A 21,601-nucleotide genomic window follows, 5' to 3' on the forward strand; every position below is an offset into this window, starting at 1 on the left:
TTAGTTTGTTAAAATACTTCAAATTACGTTAGAGAAAGATTACAGTAGCTCTGTTATTTTTAAATTAAATGACTAAATAGATCAATGACAAAGTAGGGATATAGTGGGAAACGAAAAATATATAAAAGACACACCAATATTACTTTTATTTGGACTTATTTTTCTTATTATTTTTGGACTATGGTTATTTAAAAGGATAAGATCATACGATTTTAAAAATAAAAGTACATTATTATTTTTATGGGAAAATTCAGATGCGATAGGTGGAGTCTTGATAGGCATTGGCTTACTATTTATAGTCATTTTTTTCTAGTAAATATGAAACTAACATTAAAACAAATTTAAGAAATATTCATTTTCTTATTGAACTAACTGATGCAATAGTAGAACAAGATTTTAGGAGCGATAAAAATGGAATTAATATTTGATTTAACGTTTAACATTATAGGTAGCATTATATTTTGTTGGTTTATAGTTTTATCAATGATAAAAATACAAGAAGGTTTAGCTGGTATTAAATTTGAAAAACATCAAAAAAAAATTATATACAAACGAGTTATATTAGTAGGTGTAGCATTAGGACTTGTTTTTTATTTTATTGGATGGTAAAAATAAAAGTTCCTTATGCAACTAAAGCATGCATTAGTTCAATAAAAAATTAGGAGCTGATTGATGATCAGCCCCTTTTTTATTATCGGCAGTATAGTTTACAAATATCTTTTCCTATATAATTTACTTACCAACGGTACAGTGAGGTCTGAACAATGAATACTGATATTTTAGTCCCCCTATTTCCTTTTATACTTGGAGTATTTGCAATCATTTTAGGAGTTACTTATTCTAAAGAAGATAGAAAAAATGAAGAAAAACTAAGCAGCGGTCTTTTTTCGTATATTGTAAAATTTATTCCCGTTTAGATATTACGAATAATGTACGTTTTTATTGGGATTATGTTAATTGCCTTTGCAATTATAGGATGGATGTAGTTTATAATATTTGGTTCTTATAGAACTAACGCATGCGATTCTTCAATAACGAAGGATCGTTTTCTTATGCAACTAAATGGCATTTTAGTTCAATAAAGATTATGAAAAAATAGGATAAATTGCTTTAAAATCATGTTAAAATTGTTTAAAAATGAATTAAAATGGAGGAGAATACATGTCGATAGATAAAGCACTAGAAATTATAGAAGCTAATATAGAAGAATCTGACTTTATTGGTAAAATTGATGAACAAACTATAATTGATGCAGAAAATAAATTAAAGGTGAAATTTCCTAAAAGTTATAGAGAGTTTTTAAAACACTATGGTTTGGGAGATATTTTTGGAGAAGAAATATATGGTCTAGGAACAGAGGAAACAGGGATCCCAAATATGGTTTGGATTACCAATAAATTTAGGGATAAAGAAAATTTGCCTAATAATTTAATTTGTTTTTACTTTGCCGATGATGGAGAATATTTCTGCCTCGATTGTTCAAAAGTTCAAGGTATTAATGATGATAACGCCCCTGTTGTTTCTTATGTCAGTGGACTTCCATTAAGTGAACAACCATTTGAAATTGTTTCGAAGAACTTTGGAGATTTTCTTTTAGATTTATTAAATGATTCTTTAGAGGAATAACAGAGGACAACATAACTTTTATACAACTAACGCATGCATTAGTAGAACAACAAGATCGGCTGTTTAGTCGATTTTTTTTATTCAACAAAATGGCAGCTTAGTTTAATAAGGTATAATAAGATATATCAATAATGTTAGGGAGATTTCAAATGATAAAATTGTATCCTTGCCCATGTTGTGGTTATAAAACTCTAGAAGAAGAGGATCGTGGAAGTTATGAAATATGCCAAGTATGTTTTTGGGAAGATGATATAATTCAAAATGAAGACGAAGACTTTGTAGGTGGAGCTAATGATTTATCTTTAAGACAGGCAAAGGAAAACTTTAAAAAATACCGTGTTAGTAATTTAAAGTACATTGATAAAATTAAACCGAAAATGTAAAAGAAAATTACCTTTAATTTCAATTAGCTGACTTTCTTTTACAGTTAGTAGGTATTGAACTAATGCATGCTTTAGTTGAAGATCACAAACTGCTTAAATGCAGTTTTTTTATTGAAGTAAATGGCAGATTAGTTGAACAAGGAATTTAGTATTTATTTGCAAAAATTTATATAAATATGAACGAGCAGAAGATAAAATTAATATTTATTGAAAGAGGTATAGCTATGTTTAAAGAACTTCAAGAAGCTTTTGGACATTTGGAATTTAGTAGTGTAGATAAAGATTTTGGTAATTTAATTAGTATTTCAGCAAAAGAAGGAATTAGTTTTGGGAACCAAATTTCATTACCAAATAATAACTTACTATTCACCTTAAAAGTCTATGAGGATACTATTCCTATTAATTTATTTGTAGAAATTGATAGTTCAGGAAATATCTTAAATATTTTAAAAGAAACTGAAGGAACTATGCCTGAAATATTTATTTCTCCAAATGATTCAGTTTGGAGTATTAATACATGTTTGGACGATAGGAAGAACATGGAAATTATTATACCGTTACTTAATCGTTCTGAAGTTAAAAAGGAGTATAAATACCGTTCTTTTGTAGGTGAATGGATAGGTAACATAAAAAATACTGTAATTTTTTTTAATAATGATTTATTCGGGAAAAAACCTGATCAACTTTGTAAATTGGAATTTAGAGAAAATACAATTTTGAAACGTGAAATTGTTAAAATACGGCAACCTAAAATGAACAAAGTTCATATTGATCATCAAGATAGTTTTCAATTACTTGCTTGGCATGATGGAAAATTGTTGCATCGAAATATTAATCAAAAAGGAGAAATTCTTGATGAGAGATTTCTTGAGGTAGAGGAATTAAATGATGTAGAAGTATTAAGATTAAGTTTTGAGAATAATACTGACTTAATTGGATTTGATAACAATTTACTTTTTAGAATCTCTTTTACACCTAATGGAGATGTGATTAGGAAAAAATTAATAGAGTTAGGACCAAAAAGTTTCTTTTACACAATTTCGACTCCAATAAAAATAAACTCTAAAAATTATTTAATTAGATTTGTCGGAGAAAATTTTAATGGATGGGCTGTTATAGATTTAGATAATGTATTCGAGTGCTACATATGCTACAAAGATAGTAATAGTTATAAAGACATTATGTCAGATAAGGTAATTGAACTTCCTAAATCAGATGAAAATCACTTTGTTATTTCAGGAGTAAGTGTAAATAATAACGAGACTTATCAAGTAACTGTTTATAATTCAAATCAAAAAGAAAAGGCAGTTAATCAACTATATATAATTTCACGTTAATTTTAATTTAACCTTTTCCTTCTTCAACTAACGCATGCTTGAGTTGAAGATCACAAACTGCTTAAATGCAGTTTTTTTATTGAAGTAAATGGCAGATTAGTTCAATTAGGAATATAATTTTTTGTTAAAATAGAACTAATAAATATGTTCGTTTGAGGAGAATGTTTAAGTGGAGATTGATGATCGAATGGAAAAGTTTAAATTACTTCAAATGAAAAATAACCGAAATAACATAATTAAAGAAATGAAGACTAAAGACATTCACCTAACTCTAAATTCTTTCATAGAACCTCAATATTCCAGAGAATTACTTAGTAATTTATACAACGAAATAGATAAGTTAGGTGAAAATAAAAAAGAGTTTAAGTTTGACCATAGTAACTCTAAGGCAGTTAAAGAACTTGATTTGTTATTTAAGAAAATACCTAAGCAACTTCAAGAAAAGGAAGTTATTTTGTTTCATTTGAATTATCTTGAAACAGGCGCGATTGTCTTAAGGTTAAAAGATATTTTTAGTGATATTAATTGGATTGTTAACTTTAGTGGGTATTCCAAGGGTTATTTTGATTTTGTAGTATTTGAATCGACATTTAATTTAGGAATTTGTATTGAAAGGTTCGAATATTGGGATACATTTACTAACTGGGGCTTATTCAACTAACGCATGCGATTCTTCGATATCGAAGGATAGTTTTTTTATTCAAGTAAATGGCAGTTTAGTGGAATAAGAAATGGATTTTTTTGCTAATTAAAATTGGATAAATAAGTGGTAAAATTTAGTTTAGTAGAACGAATAGTAATATTAGAGGTGTTGGAAAAATGTCTTTATTAAAGAAATATGGAAGGTGGCTTTTTAAAAACAATGCAAGACGGTATGATTTAGCTGAATTACTATCTTGGGTAATCTTCTTTCCATTGATTATGTATGGAACTAAATTTCTTCACAATTATTCTATGTGGGTTAATTTGTTAATTCTATTTTTAGCAATAAATCTTTTTCAATTAGGTTATGACTTATTGAGAGGAATATTAGGTAAATTTAATGCGAAAATTCCAAAATGGATGAGCGCTATTACGTTTGCTTGTTTTATTATTTATATCTTTTTTTCAGATTTTTAAATAAAAATTAACCCCTAAAACAGTTATTATCCAATCTTAAAAGTTTTTAATTCTATAAATGTTTTTCCATTGTTTTTAGAATCAATTGAGTTAATTTATGTATCTAACTATTGCTTTAGGTAAGGAAAGGAATAAATTTATGGGAAAAATTTTATCACGCATGATACCCCTATTGATAATGATTATTTTAACAATACTTAATTTCAATTCTAAAGATTATGTTTCAGCTGGACTTTGTTTCTTGATTGTAATTTGGTTAATATATTATTTTATTGTTGGAGAGAAGAAAGAAAATCGGTAAATTTAATATATCTTTCTTTTGAAAACGGTTATATTTTAATTTCTTATTCAACTAAAGCATGCTTTAGTTGCATAACATGATCGACATTTAAGTCGATCTTTTTTTGTTGTATTAATAGGTATCAATGTTAGCAAGAAATTGTTAAAATAATGTAATTTAATAATTATTAAGTAAATTTTCATTTTAGATGGTAGTGTATAAAAAGCATGTCTTCACTGATAATGTAAAACAAAAAAGAAATGTTGAGGTTAATTTTATGAATCCTTCAATTCCCTGGTATCTTCGAGATAAATTTATTACTACAATTTGTTTTATAGTTCCACCAATTGCTTATATAATTATTTTTACTAATAAAAATAAATTAAGTCACGCAAAGTATATCGAACACTTAACAGGATCTACTTTTATATTAAGTTTATGGATGTTAAAATTTTTACCAGATTATTTAGATACTGCAATTATTTTCTCATTATTGATGGGCTATTACATTCGTAAATTAATAAAAAATAAAAAGTAAACTTTTATTGAACTAACCCATGCATTAGTTGAACAACCTAAAGCTACTTCGGTAGCTTTTTTCTTATTTAAGTAAATGGCAGTTTAGTTGAACAAGACTTTGAAAATTATTTAATAAAAATCTTAAAAATAATATGGTAACATTGGAGTAAAGTAAAGTCATTGGAGGAGAAAATGAGATATAAACACAGGTATGCGTTTGATAAAGGGGATATAAGGCTCAAAGACTTTTTAATTTCAAATGAAATTCCCTATAAAAGTTCGTACGGCATCATCGTTTTTGAAATATTTGAAGATAATGAACATTGGGAGGAAGTAAAAAGAATTGCCGATCAGTACGACATACCATCATTAGGGGAAACTGTTTATTCAACTAATGAGTTTAATAATGCTAAATGGCTAAGCGTAAGAAGTAAATGGAGATGGGCATACCCTCAACCAGAGGGAAATATGGCGTATGAACACATCACCTATAACGATGAAAATTTATGTGATGGTTGTGGGAGTGGACTAGTTCAGAAAGACAGTTTTAGAATGAAAAAGTCACCGAAATGGTCTAGTAAGAATTTTCTAATGCTTAACTGGATTGAAGATGAATTATTTATTAGTAGCAAAGCGAAGGATGAATTGCAAAAGAGTACGCTAAAAGGTTTTGATTTTTATGAAGTTAAAAAAAATGCTAAAGATAATGTAATACTTGATGACGTACACCAACTTTATATTAGTGATCAACTTAAACCTGGAATGATAAAAGAAAGTAATGCAATAGCTATCACATTATTTTGTCAAAAATGTGGAGGAACCAAATATATTTTAAGTGGAAGGAGTTTGATATTCCAAAAAAATTTATTTGATAATGTAAATGTAGATATTATCAAGACTGCTGAAACCTTTGGAGACGGTCATATGTGTGCAAGAATAATTTTAGTTTCTCAAGAATTTTTCCGATTTATTAAGAAAAATAAATTGGACAGAAACTTGGAATTTGAACCAATTTTATTGGTTTAATAGAATAAATGCTGGTAGTTTTATTAAAAAATCTTATTCAACTGATATGAACGAAACTGTCAAACCACCAAACCAAAAAGGTTTTAATTTAGGGATTTTTCATTTTTTAGACAGACTTAAATTAAGACTACCAACCTAGAATTTAAAAATTAGATTTTCTAAGTCTGTGAATGACAACTCTATAAATAGTAGATTTTTTTGTTTTTAAAGAAAAGATAATGTCTTAAAAGCTTGGCACGAAGGCAAATAAATTAACAGTGATTTACAGTCTGATATGCGTGGGTTGGTTACCACATTTCATTTTATCCGTTACGGAGCTGCCTCGATCTAACGGCGCATGTTCAGTTATTAAAACCTAATGCATAGTTGAACAAGAGGGTTCTCCTTACCGAATTTGCCTCCGAGCCAAGATTTCAATATTTATTACTCTATTAATTCAATCTTTTAACTACTGGTTTAAGTTTTTAAGCGACTTTTGATTTGGATAGTTGTGAATCTTCGATACTACAACCAATTGCCCATATAAATAATTAATTCTCGAGCGACTGCGACTACTGCGAATTTACCAGTTTTCCCTCTAGCAGTGATTCGGCAATATTTTAAATTAAGACGGTGTTGAGCTTTCCAGGCAATTCTTTGTGCTTCGAGTGGTTGACCAATTTGTCTCTTTTTTAATTCACCTTTTAGTGATGGACGATGGCGATAAGACCAGGAAACTTCCACTAAAGCACGGCGGATATGTGAATTTCCAACTTTGGTAATCGAACCTTGCCAACGATTTGATCCACTGGAATATTCTTTCGGAACAAGTCCTGCATAGGACATTAGTTGCCTTGGATTTGAGAAACGAGAAAATTGCCCAACTTCAGCGACTAATGTTACAGCCGTAATCTCAGCTATTCCTCTTAATGTCTGAAGTGCTTGAATGACAGGCGCATGTTCGCTTTTTATTGCTTCTTCATGAATCTGTGCTTCAATTCTCTTCATTCTTTCTTCAACTTCATAAATTGAATGAAGATACTCTTGGAATACAATTCGTAAGGAAGTTTTTTCGAAAGTAAGAATGTTCAACCAAGCACGATATTTTACTGTCCAATTTTTTACACCTTGAGGTGGGCGAATTTCATGACGTAGTAAGAAGTGAACAAGTCTTTGACGTACTCTTTGTAAATCTTCACGAGTATCAAATCGAGCACGAATTAAATCTCTTAAAGCTTCATGGTTTTCATCAGGTACCCAAACAGAAGTTAGCTCTCCAGCTCGAAGAAGCTGAGCTAGTCTTAGTGCATCACGACGGTCTGTTTTTACTCGATCACCAGCTCTTTTCGGAATTAGAGTAGGTGCAACTACAATACATTCTATATCCATTGATAAAAGCTGACGGTAAATACAATACCCGCATGAACCTGCTTCATAGCAAACTAGTAGCTTTTCTGGGTCGCCTAACTTCTTGAAAAGTTTACGAATGCTTTCAGGTGTGTTTTGAATATTACCGTGAAAACGTGGTTCTCCACGTCCTTCTTCAGCAATACCAACAGAAATAATGTCCTTTGAAACGTCTAAACCAATAAATTTTTGACTATCCTTCATATTATAAACGGCTCCTTTTTGTTTGTAGCTCTACATTTGGAATGGGTAGGCTTTTACTTAACTCCCATTATTGCCAAGTGCAACCTACGCTAAGCAAAAGGAGCCGTTTCGTTCATTATGACTAACTAATGCGTTAGCCAACCATGAATCAATAATTCACCACAGTGAATGGAAGTTTTTAACTTACTTCAATAACTCTAACAATTTTTGGTTCTAATTCCGCAAGTGCTTTATCGTTAAATCAACTTCCCACAGCAAAAAACTCTGACCAGTGGAAGGTTACCTTTGATAAGCCAGATATTAATGACGTAAAGCCAAAAAAAGACGTATTCAACGTTTATAGTTTAGACATAAAAAACATTGGAGATAAAGTTTATGACCCACAAATTGAAGTTTACAGGGATGAACCAAATACACGCACTATGTATTGGTTATTTACTAGTGGAGTATCTCCTCTAAAACAAGAATTACATCATCAAAACATGCCTGTATCTTCCAATGCTAAAAACATCGAGGTAGTTATTACATGGAGAGAACAACCTTATGAAAAAATGACAACGGGGGAAAAGTACCCAGCAAGAAAATACAAGCAATCATTTGTATTTAAACAAAAATAATTAAAATCATTATTTCTTAACAAAAGGACCAGGTGAGAGGTCCTTTTATTTCGTAAATTTTTTTTAATTTATTATTTACCTTAACAGCAGTTATCGAATAAGAAAAAGAACTACTAAATAACACATGATATTCAACTAACGCACTGAATAAGATGAACAACATGATCGGCTCTTTTTTTATTGAACAAAATGGCAGTTTAGTTCAATAAGGATTCATTCAATAAGGATTCCATTTATAATAGTAATGAGCAAATATTCTAAGAGGTGGATTCACAATGATTAGTTCTCCTGAAATTAATAAGATAATCAGAAAAATATTAACTCCATCATTAAAAGAACATGGATTTACAAAGACCAATACAAGAAATAATTGGGGATGGCATAATCATAGTATTTGGGTACTCAATATTGAGGGAGTCGGTAGTTATTTTTCCAATGTTACAGGTTGGACTCCTATGTCAATTCATGTAGAAATGGGGATATATTATGATTTTGTTCCACCTTTAAATAGTGAAATTAATATTGGTAATAATGGCGAATTACTCCCGAAATATTATCAATGTCACTTTCAAAAGTCTTTAAATTGCAACCTGAATCAATCTAACTATACAAATCATTTAGATAATCCTGCTGAAAGGGAAAGAAAAGATATTTGGTGGATTGAAACAGACGGTTTGAATGTTGAAGAAGTTATAGTAGATATAAAGCAATCTTTTTTAAAGAATGGTTTAGAATGGTTAAGGGAATTAACAAATGTAAATACAGCATTTACTGAAATTGAAAAAGGACATGATTCCTATAATAAATTCTATAAAGCAAGGTATTTTGCTGAACACTTAAATGAAAAAGAGAAGTTACAAATGTACACTCAACTTATGGAACAAGAGCGAAAAAGAATTGGTTTGTAATTCAACTAACGCATGCTTTAGTTTAATTAATTAATTGTAGTTTTATATTATATTTAAGGAGAATTCATTATGGATACACAGTTCGATAAAGCACACCGATTTACTAGTCATCATAGAAATGAATTAGAAAAAGACAAGTTATGTGGTTGTTTTTACTGTTTAAAAATATATAGTCCTTCAGAAATTGAAGAATGGTGTGATAGCGAAAAAACTGCAATATGTCCATATTGTGGAATAGATTCCGTTATTGGAGAAAGTTCTGGATTACCTATCACAGAACTGTTTCTAAAAGGAATGCATAAGGCATGGTTTTAGAATTGTTGTACAACTAACGCATGCGTTAGTCATCCATGAATCCTCAGATTCACAACAGTGAATGGAAGTTTATTTCGCACTCCCATAGTAGTTTAAGATCCATTAGAAGTCATTTTAACAAATATTCAAGATAGAAGGTGAAATCGCTGTGATTAATTGGAAATGGGCTGAAGTAGATGCCCTAGAAAGTCAAGGCAAGTGGAATGAAGCAAAAACTATCTTGGTTAAACATTGGAACCAAAATCGTAATGACATAAAAACTGTTATTCGCCTTGGATTCTTTTGCTGGTTTGTTCTAGTAGAAGAAGGACCTTTAGGTATTAAAGGTGTAGATTTTGATGAATTAGAGTCTGTACTACGTCAGATCACTGATTTTGGCTTGGAAAATTTTATGGCGAACGAGGATTTTCTGTGGTGTTTTGGTTATATGATTTCACTTTTTCCATATTATTTTGGTGACTTTGAGTATTGGGAAGAAAAAGGTAAAACTATGCTAAAACGTGCATACGATCTTTGTCCAAATGATCCAGTGTATAAATATTCTTATATGGGTTCCATTCCTAATACATACGGAAAACATAAATATGAATTTCAGCAGGTTCGAGCTGTTCTCGAGGATAGATTCCAGGGAAAAGGTTTATTGTCGGGGTATTTCAAAAGTGTATGGAATAGTTGGCATGGTAATTGAACTAACGCAGTGCGTTAGTTGAACAAGAGTATATTAAAAAGTCGATTTTCGAAGACGGAAGTCGACTTTTTTGATCCTTTATAACAAATGTAGTCAAATCCCTTTAGTATTGATCTAAACCAATTGTACTAATTAGCAGGCGTTCTGTATTCTCAAGCAAAAGGTATAATCTGTAATCTGAAGAATATATAAATGTAAACCTTGAAAAGGAGTGATTCTTATTTCGTTGAAGGTAGCATTTCGATACTTCTTATATTCGGTTGTTTTCTTTATTACAATTTTCATAGTATTACAACTCCATCGATTGTTGAAACAACATACAGCTGAAACTTATAATTTCATCCCAATGATAATTTATGCCCCTTTGTTATACATCATCATTGGGATACTCCTCGGATTACCAACGATTCTTAAAGAGAACAGTAAAAGTGGAAGATGGGCTTTCAAATTAGAAAAATTGGTATTTGTTGGTGTACCAGCACTATATATTGCATTGTATCCTTTGATTTATGCCAAAGCACGTATCTTGATGTTACTACCAAACTATATAAGCACTGTGCTTTTGTCTAGTGAAATATATCTCGTTGCTGCCCTGATTTTTGGATATATACTTATAACTGTTTTAGAAAAGAAAAATATAGAACATCCAGAGGTTCAAACGAATGTGTAGTGTAATAAAGCTTATGTAACTAACGCATGCAATAGTTGAACATCAAGAGCTGCTAATATGCGGCTTTTTTTATTCAACAAAATGGCAGGATAGTTGAATTAGAAAACAGGTATTTAAGGGAGCGTTATAGAAAAAGATGATGGAAGGAAGTTTAATGAAAATCTTCTCTAACAGATAAAAAGGGAGTAAACTGATAATGAAATTACGTGGTATTCTTTTAACGGTAATTGCATTGATTTTAATATTTACAGGATATAGAGCTTATTCTTCTACAAATAAACCCGTAAATAATAGTACAACTACCTCTATGAAAGTAATAGATAAAATGCGTTCAAAAGATAAATACATCATTGAAGTTGTTGGTGTTAATGACAAAAATATAACAGGAAAAGTAATTGTAAAAGAAGAAAATGTCTGGAATTTAATTGAAAAAAAACGCGAATATTTTATGGTATTGAGCTTTAAATCAAGTAAAATGTATACTCCTATATTCAGTGAAGGAAAAGCAACGTTACAACAGATTGATATTGTAAAATAAACAGAAATTAAATATCAAATCTTATTGAACTACCATGGGAGTACGATATAAGCTTCCATTCACTGTTGTGAATCTGAGGATTCATGGATGGCTAACGCATGCTTTAGTTCAATAACAATAGAGGATGATCATTAATCGATCATCCTCTGTTTCTCTTATATGGAAGTTTAATTGAATAAGAAGGGGAATACTAGGAGTATCTTGAATATTGAAATGAATAAGTTTAGGAGGTATAGATGGGAAAACTTAATGATTATTACAAGGAAAAGTTATTTAGATTGTTTGGATTTACGCCTAAAAATGTAGGATGGACTTCATATGCTACGTTAACGATTGAACCAGAATATATGGTTGACTTAGAAAATTTAAGTTTCGAAAATATGGAATGGCTAGAACTTTATGAAAATCTTGAAGTAGTCGGAGATTATGATGAGGTCAGCATGGATTTTAGAATTAGAGAATTTATACCAAGTAAAAACCATGATCCTCACTTTTCATTAATAACAGAATTTTATTTAATGTTAGGTAATCAATTTGAAAACGGTGAAATTTCCGTTTTTGTTAATAAAAAGTTGGATAACTGGCTGATAACAGAAGTTATTTTACATTTTAAAAATTGTAGAGTTGTTTATGAAAATGATTTACCTACTGAAGTAAGATTATCTAATCCTAAAAAGGTGTCTTTAGATGAGATTCTTAAAAAAGGAATAAATCCTATTATTAGCGATCTTTATGGTAAGGTTAGTGAAATTGAACCAAAATGGAGTCCATCTTTAGGTTACAAGGTAATTACAGAGAAATTAGAAAAATACGAAGATCAAGACTTTGATATGGTATTCGAATATCTAATTAGGACAATAAAAGGTAAACACTTATTATCATTTTCATGGGTAAGTCTGGTTTTAGATGAATCTTTAAAAGATTCCGTAGCGATTAGATATTTTGCTCACAAATGTAAGAATATGTATTTATGGGTAAATAGAGAGAAAAAAATAACAACGATTCAATTAGAAATTTAAGTAAGTTTTTCTATTTGAAAAAATAATTTGTTGTTCGACTATCTTATACAATAGTTGAATATAATGATCGACTGTTTAGTCGATTTTTTTTATTGATCTAAATATTTAAATGAATAAGTGTAACAAGGCATTCATTTATTGAGCAATGATTTAAATATATATTAAGGAATATAATATATCTAGCCGATCTTATAAGGGAAAGTTGCAATGTCACAGGAAATGGAAAATAAAGAGAAAAAACCAAAAGAGAAATACGATGATGTTCATTTATTAACTTTTTTTGGTATTGCATTTATTCGAGAATATTTCCATTTGTCATTCACATTCTTTTTTATAGCAACCTCACTCTATTATATTGCAGCTTATTATTTCTTAGAAAAATGGAAGTTGCATACTATACTAAAGTATATTTTTCTTGCATTAATCGCTTTTTTAATTAGTAAGTTTTTATTTTAATTCTTCATATACTCTATTCAACTATCTCATGCATTAGTTGAAGATCAAGAGCAGTACTTGGCTGTTTTTTTTATGGATTTCGTAGATTAGTTCAATAAGAGTTTTCAAAAAAAGACCATAATATCCAAATTGATAGTAGGAAATATAGTCCTATACCAGTAAAAGGGGACATATTTGATGAAGAATATTATGCGATTTACCTTACTATTTGTGACATTGAATCTATCACCGATATTTGTTCAGGCTGACGAAAAACTAAATGAAGGGCTAATGAAAATTGTTAAAGAGTTTACTCCGTCAAATGCTTTACTTGTAAGTCCTGAAAAACCTTTGTCCACGCCTCCAATTCAACTTTATGACTTTAATCAGGATGGGCAGAAAGAATTAATCGCAACATATAAAATTAAAGCAAAAGAGCAACCTTTTCCTTCCCAGTATGGAGTAATAGTATTAATGAAGATTAATAACGAGTGGGGAAAAGTATGGGAGACAAAAACTCAAGGTGTAGATTTAGATTTTTCAGGATTAGCTGATTTTACTGGTGATGGTATAATAGAATATTTATTTGGTGTTACCATTGGTGCAGCAGCAGGAAACAACCTTGAAATTTTTCAGTGGATTGATAACTCATTTAAGAATATCGCAGAAGTTCCTTATCATGAAATCGACCTTTTGAAAGGAAATCAAAAAGAAGGTTTGGCAGTTTGGCGAGCGTATATTGCTGATAGTTATTTAGTGGATGTATTAAATTGGAATGGTGAAAAATTAGTTTATGAAAAAGAATTATATTCTAAATACTATCCTGTTATTGAAAAGTTTTATAATGATAAAATTTCAAAAATGGATGCGTGGTATTACTGGTATTGCCTTGCAGATGCTCAAATTAAATCAAACTTATTCGAAGAGGCTTCTAAATCAATTGAAAAAGGGAGTTTGTTAGCAAAAAAATTATCATTGCCTGAGGTAGTTCAGATTTTTAATAAGTTAAGTGACAGATTGGAAGAAAAGAAATATGGCATGTACAACTAACTCTTGCATTAATTGAAAATCACGATTGGCTGAAAAGTTTATTTTAATATTAAACTTTCATGTTTTTGAATTGTATATAGTCCTCAAATACTGCCTTTTTAAATAATGTCCAAAATTCATTCGTACTTTGAGGAATTTCGTCTAAAATAAAAAATTTTGCATCAATTGTTTCTTCCGTACATTTTATCAATGATCCCTTCCATGTTTCAACCAAAAACAAGAATTCAAATAATTGGTACGCATCACGAAACTTATTTTTTTGACCATATTTTGGATTGGAATAGATTGCAATTACTTTTGCAGAAATTACATCTAAGCCTGTTTCTTCTTTTACTTCTCGAACCAAACACTCAAAAATAGATTCATCTAATTCAATTGAACCGCAGGCATACTCCATCTACCCTCACCTTTTCTCTCAATAAAGAGGATGTTTCCATTCGTATCTTCTATAATTGCTCTAATTGATGGAACTATTAACTTTTGATGACCTACAAAATTTCTAAGCTTCCCGATATATGACTCTTCCCAATTCATTGTAATCCCCACTTTTATTAATTAGCTTTATCTTTATACATTCCATCCTAATCTTAGTCTAAGTTATTAGGGGGAATGTATGAAAAGAACTAGAACCAAATGGACTTAGTGTTAAAAAAGTTCGCTGTAAATGTTCAAATAAAATTTATCGTAGAAGGACCTTTAGTAAAATCAGGCGAAAATAGTATATATTTTAAAGAATTTAACTTGCTGAATACAAAGCTTATTAAGTTGTATAATTATTTTCTTTATTTTAATGGCTAAATTTGAAACGTTTTGAGAAAGTTTTCAGTCTAATAATTGTAAAGATTGGAGGGGTGACATTGTTGATGGAGGAAAAAATCAATCAAGCCAAAAAAGGTGATAGTAAAGCATTTCAGGAGCTAATTGAAGTTGAGAAAGAGAAACTGTATAGAACAGCTTATTTGTACGTAAAAGATGAAAATGATGCATTGGAAATAGTACAAGAAACGGTTTATAAAGCATTTATTGCAATAAAAAATGTGAAAGAAGAACAGTACTTTTCAACCTGGTTGACTCGAATCTTAATTAATAATGCGTTAGATTGGATGAAGAAAAAAAGTAGAATGATTCCAATGGAAAGAATAGAAGAATCCAAACAATTAGGATGTGAGCAACTTGAAGAAAACATGGATCTTCTTCATGCAATTGACCAACTGGATTCAAAATATAAAACGGTAATCATTCTTCGATATTTCAACGATTTCACGATTAAACAGATTGCACAAACAATGAAATGTCCAGAAGGAACTGTAAAAACAAACTTACATAGAGCGATTAATCAGTTGAAAATGGATCTACGAGAGGAGTATATCTTATGAATAATTTCTCAACTAAATTGAAACAAGAAATTCAGAACATACAGATTCCAGAAGAAAAATTAAATCATGCCATAGAAGCTGCAATCAAGAATGGAAAGAGGAAGCAAAGAACACTTGGACGGAAGATACTTTACGGTGGTAGTGTAGCTGTATTATTGTTCAGTTTGTTCATCAGCGCTGCTTTTATTTCACCTACGATGGCAGAAGTCATTTCCAAAATACCGTATCTTAATCTTATTTTTAAATCGAAACCTTTAGAGAAAGTGATTTGGGAAGAGCTGAAAGAGAGAGGATACAAAATAGGTAGTTTCGGTATCACTTATTCACCTAAGAAAACAATCCACATTTGGGTAGATGGATCAGAGAAATATTATAATGAGGTAAAAGGCGGAATCAATAAGACTGTAAACGACATACTTCAATCAAAGGGCTACGATTCTTATTCCGTGAAAATTTCCAAATTTCAAGAACGGATCGACTATGAATTAAATGAAGCAGAAAAGAAAGAAAAAACAATACTTGAAAGTGAAATTACGAAAAGATTAACAACTTTAAATTATACATTTAACATGGTTCAAGCTGACCCGACGGAAGATACCATCTTTATTAATATGGAGGGGTCAAAAAAGTATTATAACGAAGTGAAACGTGATGTTGAACAGGTAGCGAAGGAAATTGCTGAATCAAATCATTATCCTGGATATAACATTAAAGTAACTAGAGTAATGGTAGAAGTTAGAGCAGCTGATAAAGGAAGTCAGATTATTCCTGCTATAGCTGAAGGACTACTGTCAAAAAAAGAGTACAAGGTTACTGGAGTCGGTTATAAAAGTAAACCATTTATAATTATGATAAGCACTTCCATACAAAGTTATGATCCAACAGCAAAAGAATTAGGAATGAAAATTGATAAAGACATCAATGAGTACCTAAAATCAGATGATATTTTGACCATACTTGAGGGTGAAAAAGTTAAAATTATCGTATACAGTAAGGATAAAAAGAAAATAAACTGATTGATTTAATTGGCTAGATTAGAATGTCAAGCTTGTAACAGAATTTATAGATATTTAGGGAGAAAATATCATATGAATAATAATTATGTGAATTTTTTAGAAAATCATTTGGGAATGATTGAATTTGGCTGGAGTTACGATAAAAATGGGATAAAGCTACCGTTTAATGTAGTTAAGTATACTAAAGGACCATTTCCTGATACTGTAACTTATTCCACATTGGGATTAAGTCATCATACTTTGAAAAGTTCTGAATCTGGTAAAATCATCAGACAAGAATTATTTATTGTGGCAGATTCAAAGTTTAGTGATCAAAATATTCCTAACTTACTTCAACAATTAGGACTTGAAGTAATTGAAAGTCATATCCCCTTTTTAAGAGGACAAGTTATTGGACCAAGAGGCAAATTGTTTAAAGGTACTAAATTAGAAGCAATGTACGCAACTGTTCCAGTTTATTTCCCTGATTCATTTCATGAATATGAAGTAGGTGATGGAGAAGCCCCAATTGTACAAGTTTGGATGGTACCCATCACCGACCTAGAAGCTGAATTTGTTTTAAAAAATGGCTGGTCAAGATTTGAAGATTTATTAGAGGAAATTGATCCAGATTTAATTGATTTTACAAGGGAATCGATCATTTAGTTAAATAACATTAAAAAGGCTCTTTTAATATAAGTGTTGGAAGGTGACTTAATGCTAAGATGTTCCTGGTGTATGAAAAAAATTAGGAATGACAAGCCAGTATTTGGGGTAAGTGTTAAATTTGTAGAAGGAGAAGAATATACCGCGAGTGAAGGGAAAATAATTCAAATAGGGCTCCGAACTCGAAATACAAGTGTTCCAATGATTGTAACAGGGAAAGATTCTGAAGCCAAGTTAAGTGGAACCGATGGTATATTTGCTTTATGTAATGAAAAATGTGTAAAAAAAATGAAAGAAACCTTAGCACATGAATTAGAAGTCTTTAAAGAATATAAAGATATTCCGCTTTAATAGAGTTCATTAATCAAATTTTCAACATAACCAAATGAATTAGAAACAAAAGTTTGAAGCATTGCCCTTGAGCAATGCTTTTTTTTAAAATCTCTAAATCCATTTCACGTTCTGTTTTATTTTTAGAGTGTTGTCCTGCATAGATTTTTTCATATAATGAACAAGTTACAAATGCCTATAATATTTTTACATAAAAACAATTTGTTTTTATTCAAGAATAAAATACTTTCGTCTGGTCAAACTATCTGTATTAGTAGAAAGGGTGATTAGATTGAAAGGAAAGATTTTGAATGAACTACAAATTGAAACAGTTCAATATGTTTATGATTCAGTGTTTGAAAAAGAGTGGAAGTCCTATTATTTAAGTTTAGTAAAGAACGAACTAAATCATTTGTTGACGGGGGAGCAAGCGCAGCATGAAGAAGACAGTGATTTATGTACGTAGGTCTTTGAATGAAGATAAGCAAAAAAGTTCAATAGATTATCAGATTAAAGCTTGTTTAGACTACGCTCGTAATCAAGGTTGGATTGTGCATCAAGTATTCAATGAACAGACAAAATCTGCTAGGAGTACTGAAATAGAAGAGCGGAAAATGCTTTACCAATTAATAACTGAAATTAAAAGTGGCATCATTGAGCGGGTAATTGTGTTTAAGCGAGATCGAATTTCACGAAGAACAGAACAGTATATCGAATTTGTAGAGATCCTTCGACAACACAAAGTAAAAATGTTTTTTGCTGGAGATAATGAACCTCAGATGTTTGAAGGAATTGTAGGTGAATTTATTGAGTTATTACTTGGAGCAATTTCTGAGTACGAAGGGAATAACATTATTCAGCGATTAATTGTCTCAAGAATTGCAAAGATTCGAGCAGGGGGATGGGGAGGAGGGAAACCGCCAAAACCATATTTCATGGGACTAGAGTCTAGTTTAGAAGTAAAAGAAAAAGAAACGGATCTAGCGGATTCAAGCACCGATGAAGATCGCAAAGAGAAAAAAATCATCATGATTTCACAAGATGATAAAGAAAAGATTAAATTGATTTATGATGAATTTTTAAATGAGAAATTTAAAAGTATGTCGGATGCAAATAAGCATTTTAAGAAATATAAAGAAATAATAGGAACGGATTTTTCAAAATTTATAGCTAGAGAGTTACATAAAGGGATAGTTTCAGGTATTTATGATGGGGAAGTAATTCGATCTGAAAAGGTAAATAAAGACTTAAAGGCTGTTGATGAAAAAATATGGAACACTGCAAATGAAAAATTAATGAAGTTAAAAGGAACTGCGCTTAAAAGTGTAACAGAAGTCATTCATCCGAAATTAACTAATCTTCTTATTTGTTCAAAATGTGGGGAGAAATTAGTTGTAAAAGACTCTTTTTATGTTTGCAATACGAACAAGGGCTACGTGAAGATACAGATTAAACTTGCAGATCAAGTTATTTTAGAGAAGTTAACAGATCGGTTCTACAATCATATTGCAAAAAATCAACAAAAAATTATTCAATATGCAGTAAATACTTTACTAAAACCAAGAGCTGTTAGAATTGAACGATTAGAGAGAAATCTCAAAGAAGTAAAGGAAAGAATTCAAAGGAAAACGGTTCAATTACTTCAAGATCCAACTGAGTCAAGTGATGAAAAAATGACTGGGCTTGAGAACTTAGTTAAGGAATATAAGACTATATACCATCAACTAAAGATTGAGAAAGAAAAACATGTGAAAGTTTTAGATAATATAAAAATTTCTCTAATCGATAACTTGCCCCTACCAAAAATCAACGCGTTAAATAATTTTCAACAAAAAAGATTACTCGAATTTTTTATTTCAAAAATAGTTGTTAATGAAAAGTTAAAAGCAGAAATTTTTTATAAGCAAGATAAGAAGTAGGAGGATCGATGGTGAAAAAAAATGATAAGAGTGTATCAGAAATCTTAAAAGCAGCAAAAAATATCGCTACTTATACACGCGTTTCATCAGATGATCAAAAATTTGAACGTCAAATCGAAATCATTGCAAATTTAATGGATCATCGAACCGTGGATGAACCAATCCTTTTTGATGAAAAAGAATCAGCAACAAAGAAATCATTTTCAAAGCGTGAAAAGTTGAATGAATTACTCTTTGCCATCAAAGAAGGAGAAATAGATACCCTGGTTGTATCAGATGTAGACCGATTGGCTCGTGACCCGAAAGAACATGCTGAACTTCGAAGAATTTTTAAGACGTATAATGTACCAGTAATTCTTGCCTCAAGAAATCAGCTCTATACAAGTGATGATATTGTTCGAAATGCACTCGAAGATGGTTTAAGCAAACTAGAAGTAGATAATCTTTCAACAAGAATTAAAGCCTCGTTGAAAGAAAAAATGAGTAAGGGAAACTACCGAGGAGGAAAAGTTCCGTATGGATTTCGTTTTGATCCTGACCAAAAGACATTTATTCAAAATCGTGATGAAATTAAAATTGTTAAAGATATTTTTTCATTGTACCAAACCAGTGAAAACTTTAATAGTATTGCACGAATACTTAATGAAAGAAAAATAGGTTTTATTTCAAAAGAAAAGAGATGTTTTGAAAAACAACTAAAATGGACCCCGAATAAGGTAAAATACATTATCACAAATCCAATTTATATGGGGAAGTATGCTTATCATCGTTTTCTAAATGAACATGGATATGCATTAAAGAAGCGAGAAGAATGGATTGAAGCAAATGATTCAATTCTAGTGAGTGACCCACCGATTTCAACTGAAATTTGGGAAATTTGTTGGCGTAAATATGAAATGCTAAGTCAAAGTTCCCCTAAGTATTCAAATACACCATTTTATTTTAGAGGGATACTAAAGTGTAAGTGTGAAATTTGTAAAGGAGCCGATTTTCTAACAAAAGATCGGAGGAAAAACAAAAAAGGAAAACGTTTATACATTAGTCAGTGCGAATTGAAAGTGACAGATGAGATGATTAACAAATTTTTTTATCAATACTGGGAAGATTTGTGTAAAAAGAGTTTTAAGTTTTTTGAAGAAGACGTAAATAAGCTAATACAGTTGGAATTAACAAAAATAAACAATGAGTTATCAGATAATTATTATTTGTTGACTGAACAACAAAATTTATTAAAGGAACTAATGAAAGTTCTTGATGAAATAGTTGTGAAAGAAGAGCTTCCTATGGAAGAATTTATTGATTCGTTCGATCCTCTAACAATTAGTTTAATGATTACGGAAGATGCTGTTCGAAAAAAAATTGAAGTTTTAGAGCAAAATCGTAAAAAACTTTCAAATGAAAAGATGATAGTAGAAAACATAGCAGGAAAAACCTCGTACGAATATGATAAATTGATGAAAATCCTTCCTTCAAGTAACCTAGACAATTTATCCCACACACAAAAGAGATCATTGGTTTTACTCACTGTAAAAGAATGTTATGTAACACCAAATGAAGATTCGGAAGGTCAATTCAGTTTCGTTCTGAATTCCCCGTTTAAACAATATTTCAGCTTATAAAAAAAGCAGTATGGAGTGATTACTCTATACTGCTTTTTTTCCGTTTCTTTTATTTTCTATTTTATAATGAAGAAAGTACGCAAGTTTTTCATTTTCAATTCAAGAACAATTGTCCTAGTTTTTGGATAAGCTGTAATTCTATAAAAATGAAAAAATTTCATTTCGACAAATAGAAAATAATCAGATTATTTTTCTATACAAAAAAGCGAAATGATGAAATTCGAAATGGCTTAATGGCGGTTATTTGTACAAGCCTATCTACACAGGCGGTTATTCATAACAGTAGCTATAGCAATTGTTATGAATAACCGCCTTGGTATGACTGAACCTTAGCGCTGCGCGTGATTCGACAATTGTTGTAGAATTCCGTATATTCGGTTATTTTGTTTTTTCATCATAGGGCGGTTTTTCGTAAAACCAACAGTGATAAAGCGGTTTTTTGTGATGGTCCAATATTGTTATTAGAATATTAACGATGCAATATTACATAAGGTATAGTGATCAAATAACATTGCATCAACAACATTGGCTGCTAAATATTACATTAACAATGTTAAGAATACAACATTATAAGGG

At 30.4% G+C, this 21,601-nt stretch carries 27 protein-coding genes; 24 read left to right on the plus strand and 3 right to left on the minus strand.

Features of this window, described 5'->3' with window-relative positions; translation table 11 throughout:
* The first annotated feature begins 411 nt into the window (after nucleotides 1-411).
* From RAH41_RS18840 to RAH41_RS18880, 9 genes are all read left to right on the plus strand, one after another.
* Complete coding sequence (locus RAH41_RS18840; protein ID WP_331224691.1) at nucleotides 412-609, plus strand: hypothetical protein; 198 nt, start codon at nucleotides 412-414, stop codon at nucleotides 607-609.
* A 155-nt stretch (nucleotides 610-764) separates the two neighbouring features.
* Entirely contained in the window at nucleotides 765-917 is a 153-nt protein-coding gene (locus RAH41_RS18845; protein WP_331224692.1) for a hypothetical protein, read from the plus strand.
* A gap of 244 nt (nucleotides 918-1,161) precedes the next feature.
* Nucleotides 1,162-1,626, plus strand: coding sequence for an SMI1/KNR4 family protein (locus tag RAH41_RS18850; protein ID WP_331224694.1), 465 nt, complete (start codon nucleotides 1,162-1,164; stop codon nucleotides 1,624-1,626).
* 149 nt (nucleotides 1,627-1,775) lie between these two features.
* Complete coding sequence (locus RAH41_RS18855) at nucleotides 1,776-2,009, plus strand: CPCC family cysteine-rich protein (RefSeq protein WP_331224696.1); 234 nt, start codon at nucleotides 1,776-1,778, stop codon at nucleotides 2,007-2,009.
* Nucleotides 2,010-2,233: 224 nt separating this feature from the next.
* Nucleotides 2,234-3,346, plus strand: coding sequence for a hypothetical protein (locus RAH41_RS18860; RefSeq protein WP_331224698.1), 1,113 nt, complete (start codon nucleotides 2,234-2,236; stop codon nucleotides 3,344-3,346).
* A 187-nt stretch (nucleotides 3,347-3,533) separates the two neighbouring features.
* Nucleotides 3,534-4,007, plus strand: a complete 474-nt coding sequence (locus RAH41_RS18865) for a YxiF family protein (protein ID WP_331224699.1) — start codon at nucleotides 3,534-3,536, stop codon at nucleotides 4,005-4,007.
* Between the two features lie 158 nt (nucleotides 4,008-4,165).
* Nucleotides 4,166-4,465, plus strand: coding sequence for a hypothetical protein (locus RAH41_RS18870; RefSeq protein WP_331224701.1), 300 nt, complete (start codon nucleotides 4,166-4,168; stop codon nucleotides 4,463-4,465).
* A gap of 557 nt (nucleotides 4,466-5,022) precedes the next feature.
* The gene (locus RAH41_RS18875) at nucleotides 5,023-5,283 is read left to right on the plus strand and encodes a hypothetical protein (RefSeq protein ID WP_331224703.1); all 261 of its coding nucleotides are present in this window, start codon (nucleotides 5,023-5,025) and stop codon (nucleotides 5,281-5,283) included.
* Nucleotides 5,284-5,444: 161 nt separating this feature from the next.
* Complete coding sequence (locus RAH41_RS18880) at nucleotides 5,445-6,290, plus strand: hypothetical protein (RefSeq protein ID WP_331224705.1); 846 nt, start codon at nucleotides 5,445-5,447, stop codon at nucleotides 6,288-6,290.
* A 504-nt stretch (nucleotides 6,291-6,794) separates the two neighbouring features.
* Here RAH41_RS18880 and RAH41_RS18885 read toward each other — a convergent pair.
* On the minus strand, nucleotides 6,795-7,880 hold the full coding sequence (locus tag RAH41_RS18885; protein WP_331224706.1) for an IS110 family transposase: 1,086 nt from the start codon (nucleotides 7,878-7,880) through the stop codon (nucleotides 6,795-6,797).
* Between the two features lie 892 nt (nucleotides 7,881-8,772).
* Here RAH41_RS18885 and RAH41_RS18890 point away from each other — a divergent pair.
* From RAH41_RS18890 to RAH41_RS18925, 8 genes are all read left to right on the plus strand, one after another.
* Nucleotides 8,773-9,405, plus strand: a complete 633-nt coding sequence (locus RAH41_RS18890; RefSeq protein WP_331224707.1) for a DUF4304 domain-containing protein — start codon at nucleotides 8,773-8,775, stop codon at nucleotides 9,403-9,405.
* Nucleotides 9,406-9,474: 69 nt separating this feature from the next.
* Nucleotides 9,475-9,720, plus strand: coding sequence for a cytoplasmic protein (locus RAH41_RS18895; protein ID WP_331224708.1), 246 nt, complete (start codon nucleotides 9,475-9,477; stop codon nucleotides 9,718-9,720).
* A gap of 148 nt (nucleotides 9,721-9,868) precedes the next feature.
* Complete coding sequence (locus tag RAH41_RS18900) at nucleotides 9,869-10,408, plus strand: hypothetical protein (RefSeq protein ID WP_331224710.1); 540 nt, start codon at nucleotides 9,869-9,871, stop codon at nucleotides 10,406-10,408.
* A 226-nt stretch (nucleotides 10,409-10,634) separates the two neighbouring features.
* Nucleotides 10,635-11,078, plus strand: a complete 444-nt coding sequence (locus RAH41_RS18905) for a hypothetical protein (RefSeq protein WP_331224712.1) — start codon at nucleotides 10,635-10,637, stop codon at nucleotides 11,076-11,078.
* 196 nt (nucleotides 11,079-11,274) lie between these two features.
* The gene (locus tag RAH41_RS18910) at nucleotides 11,275-11,616 is read left to right on the plus strand and encodes a hypothetical protein (protein WP_331224713.1); all 342 of its coding nucleotides are present in this window, start codon (nucleotides 11,275-11,277) and stop codon (nucleotides 11,614-11,616) included.
* A 236-nt stretch (nucleotides 11,617-11,852) separates the two neighbouring features.
* Nucleotides 11,853-12,635, plus strand: coding sequence for a hypothetical protein (locus tag RAH41_RS18915; RefSeq protein WP_331224714.1), 783 nt, complete (start codon nucleotides 11,853-11,855; stop codon nucleotides 12,633-12,635).
* Between the two features lie 207 nt (nucleotides 12,636-12,842).
* Nucleotides 12,843-13,091 carry a hypothetical protein gene (locus RAH41_RS18920; protein WP_331224716.1) on the plus strand — a complete coding sequence of 83 codons (249 nt, stop codon included), beginning with the start codon at nucleotides 12,843-12,845 and terminating at the stop codon, nucleotides 13,089-13,091.
* A gap of 177 nt (nucleotides 13,092-13,268) precedes the next feature.
* Nucleotides 13,269-14,120, plus strand: a complete 852-nt coding sequence (locus RAH41_RS18925; protein ID WP_331224718.1) for a hypothetical protein — start codon at nucleotides 13,269-13,271, stop codon at nucleotides 14,118-14,120.
* 49 nt (nucleotides 14,121-14,169) lie between these two features.
* Here RAH41_RS18925 and RAH41_RS18930 read toward each other — a convergent pair whose 3' ends face one another.
* A complete protein-coding gene (locus tag RAH41_RS18930; protein ID WP_331224720.1) occupies nucleotides 14,170-14,517 on the minus strand; it encodes an NUDIX domain-containing protein in 348 nt (115 codons plus the stop codon).
* Nucleotides 14,487-14,654, minus strand: coding sequence for a hypothetical protein (locus RAH41_RS18935; RefSeq protein ID WP_331224722.1), 168 nt, complete (start codon nucleotides 14,652-14,654; stop codon nucleotides 14,487-14,489). The genes RAH41_RS18930 and RAH41_RS18935 overlap by 31 nt, the downstream gene beginning before the upstream one ends.
* A 329-nt stretch (nucleotides 14,655-14,983) precedes the next feature.
* Here RAH41_RS18935 and RAH41_RS18940 point away from each other — a divergent pair, with 329 nt between their 5' ends.
* The 7 genes from RAH41_RS18940 (at nucleotide 14,984) to RAH41_RS18970 (ending at nucleotide 21,025) form a co-directional block, all read left to right on the plus strand.
* Nucleotides 14,984-15,496, plus strand: a complete 513-nt coding sequence (locus tag RAH41_RS18940; RefSeq protein WP_331224841.1) for a sigma-70 family RNA polymerase sigma factor — start codon at nucleotides 14,984-14,986, stop codon at nucleotides 15,494-15,496.
* Nucleotides 15,493-16,512 (plus strand): DUF4030 domain-containing protein, encoded by a 1,020-nt coding sequence (locus RAH41_RS18945; protein ID WP_331224724.1) that lies wholly within the window; start codon nucleotides 15,493-15,495, stop codon nucleotides 16,510-16,512. The genes RAH41_RS18940 and RAH41_RS18945 overlap by 4 nt, the downstream gene beginning before the upstream one ends.
* 72 nt (nucleotides 16,513-16,584) lie before the next feature.
* The gene (locus tag RAH41_RS18950; RefSeq protein ID WP_331224726.1) at nucleotides 16,585-17,157 is read left to right on the plus strand and encodes a suppressor of fused domain protein; all 573 of its coding nucleotides are present in this window, start codon (nucleotides 16,585-16,587) and stop codon (nucleotides 17,155-17,157) included.
* A 72-nt stretch (nucleotides 17,158-17,229) separates the two neighbouring features.
* Nucleotides 17,230-17,508, plus strand: coding sequence for a hypothetical protein (locus tag RAH41_RS18955; protein WP_331224728.1), 279 nt, complete (start codon nucleotides 17,230-17,232; stop codon nucleotides 17,506-17,508).
* 271 nt (nucleotides 17,509-17,779) lie between these two features.
* Entirely contained in the window at nucleotides 17,780-17,953 is a 174-nt protein-coding gene (locus RAH41_RS18960; RefSeq protein WP_165347271.1) for a hypothetical protein, read from the plus strand.
* On the plus strand, nucleotides 17,925-19,406 hold the full coding sequence (locus RAH41_RS18965) for a recombinase family protein (protein ID WP_331224732.1): 1,482 nt from the start codon (nucleotides 17,925-17,927) through the stop codon (nucleotides 19,404-19,406). Before RAH41_RS18960 ends, RAH41_RS18965 begins: the two co-directional genes overlap by 29 nt.
* An 11-nt stretch (nucleotides 19,407-19,417) precedes the next feature.
* Nucleotides 19,418-21,025 carry a recombinase family protein gene (locus tag RAH41_RS18970; protein ID WP_331224734.1) on the plus strand — a complete coding sequence of 536 codons (1,608 nt, stop codon included), beginning with the start codon at nucleotides 19,418-19,420 and terminating at the stop codon, nucleotides 21,023-21,025.
* The last annotated feature ends 576 nt before the right edge of the window (nucleotides 21,026-21,601 follow it).

It is taken from the genome of Gottfriedia acidiceleris (genome assembly GCF_036421055.1).
Taxonomy (GTDB): domain Bacteria; phylum Bacillota; class Bacilli; order Bacillales; family Bacillaceae_G; genus Gottfriedia; species Gottfriedia acidiceleris_C.

Bases quoted from the DNA above. Each gene is read 5' to 3' on its own strand.
- RAH41_RS18840 (WP_331224691.1), top strand. From the start codon at position 412: ATGGAATTAATATTTGATTTAACGTTTAACATTATAGGTAGCATTATA.
- RAH41_RS18845 (WP_331224692.1), top strand. From the start codon at position 765: ATGAATACTGATATTTTAGTCCCCCTATTTCCTTTTATACTTGGAGTA.
- RAH41_RS18850 (WP_331224694.1), top strand. From the start codon at position 1,162: ATGTCGATAGATAAAGCACTAGAAATTATAGAAGCTAATATAGAAGAA.
- RAH41_RS18855 (WP_331224696.1), top strand. From the start codon at position 1,776: ATGATAAAATTGTATCCTTGCCCATGTTGTGGTTATAAAACTCTAGAA.
- RAH41_RS18860 (WP_331224698.1), top strand. From the start codon at position 2,234: ATGTTTAAAGAACTTCAAGAAGCTTTTGGACATTTGGAATTTAGTAGT.
- RAH41_RS18865 (WP_331224699.1), top strand. From the start codon at position 3,534: ATGGAAAAGTTTAAATTACTTCAAATGAAAAATAACCGAAATAACATA.
- RAH41_RS18870 (WP_331224701.1), top strand. From the start codon at position 4,166: ATGTCTTTATTAAAGAAATATGGAAGGTGGCTTTTTAAAAACAATGCA.
- RAH41_RS18875 (WP_331224703.1), top strand. From the start codon at position 5,023: ATGAATCCTTCAATTCCCTGGTATCTTCGAGATAAATTTATTACTACA.
- RAH41_RS18885 (WP_331224706.1), bottom strand. From the start codon at position 7,880: ATGAAGGATAGTCAAAAATTTATTGGTTTAGACGTTTCAAAGGACATT.
- RAH41_RS18890 (WP_331224707.1), top strand. From the start codon at position 8,773: ATGATTAGTTCTCCTGAAATTAATAAGATAATCAGAAAAATATTAACT.
- RAH41_RS18895 (WP_331224708.1), top strand. From the start codon at position 9,475: ATGGATACACAGTTCGATAAAGCACACCGATTTACTAGTCATCATAGA.
- RAH41_RS18910 (WP_331224713.1), top strand. From the start codon at position 11,275: ATGAAATTACGTGGTATTCTTTTAACGGTAATTGCATTGATTTTAATA.
- RAH41_RS18915 (WP_331224714.1), top strand. From the start codon at position 11,853: ATGGGAAAACTTAATGATTATTACAAGGAAAAGTTATTTAGATTGTTT.
- RAH41_RS18920 (WP_331224716.1), top strand. From the start codon at position 12,843: ATGTCACAGGAAATGGAAAATAAAGAGAAAAAACCAAAAGAGAAATAC.
- RAH41_RS18925 (WP_331224718.1), top strand. From the start codon at position 13,269: ATGAAGAATATTATGCGATTTACCTTACTATTTGTGACATTGAATCTA.
- RAH41_RS18930 (WP_331224720.1), bottom strand. From the start codon at position 14,517: ATGGAGTATGCCTGCGGTTCAATTGAATTAGATGAATCTATTTTTGAG.
- RAH41_RS18935 (WP_331224722.1), bottom strand. From the start codon at position 14,654: ATGAATTGGGAAGAGTCATATATCGGGAAGCTTAGAAATTTTGTAGGT.
- RAH41_RS18940 (WP_331224841.1), top strand. From the start codon at position 14,984: ATGGAGGAAAAAATCAATCAAGCCAAAAAAGGTGATAGTAAAGCATTT.
- RAH41_RS18945 (WP_331224724.1), top strand. From the start codon at position 15,493: ATGAATAATTTCTCAACTAAATTGAAACAAGAAATTCAGAACATACAG.
- RAH41_RS18950 (WP_331224726.1), top strand. From the start codon at position 16,585: ATGAATAATAATTATGTGAATTTTTTAGAAAATCATTTGGGAATGATT.
- RAH41_RS18955 (WP_331224728.1), top strand. From the start codon at position 17,230: ATGAAAAAAATTAGGAATGACAAGCCAGTATTTGGGGTAAGTGTTAAA.
- RAH41_RS18965 (WP_331224732.1), top strand. From the start codon at position 17,925: ATGAAGAAGACAGTGATTTATGTACGTAGGTCTTTGAATGAAGATAAG.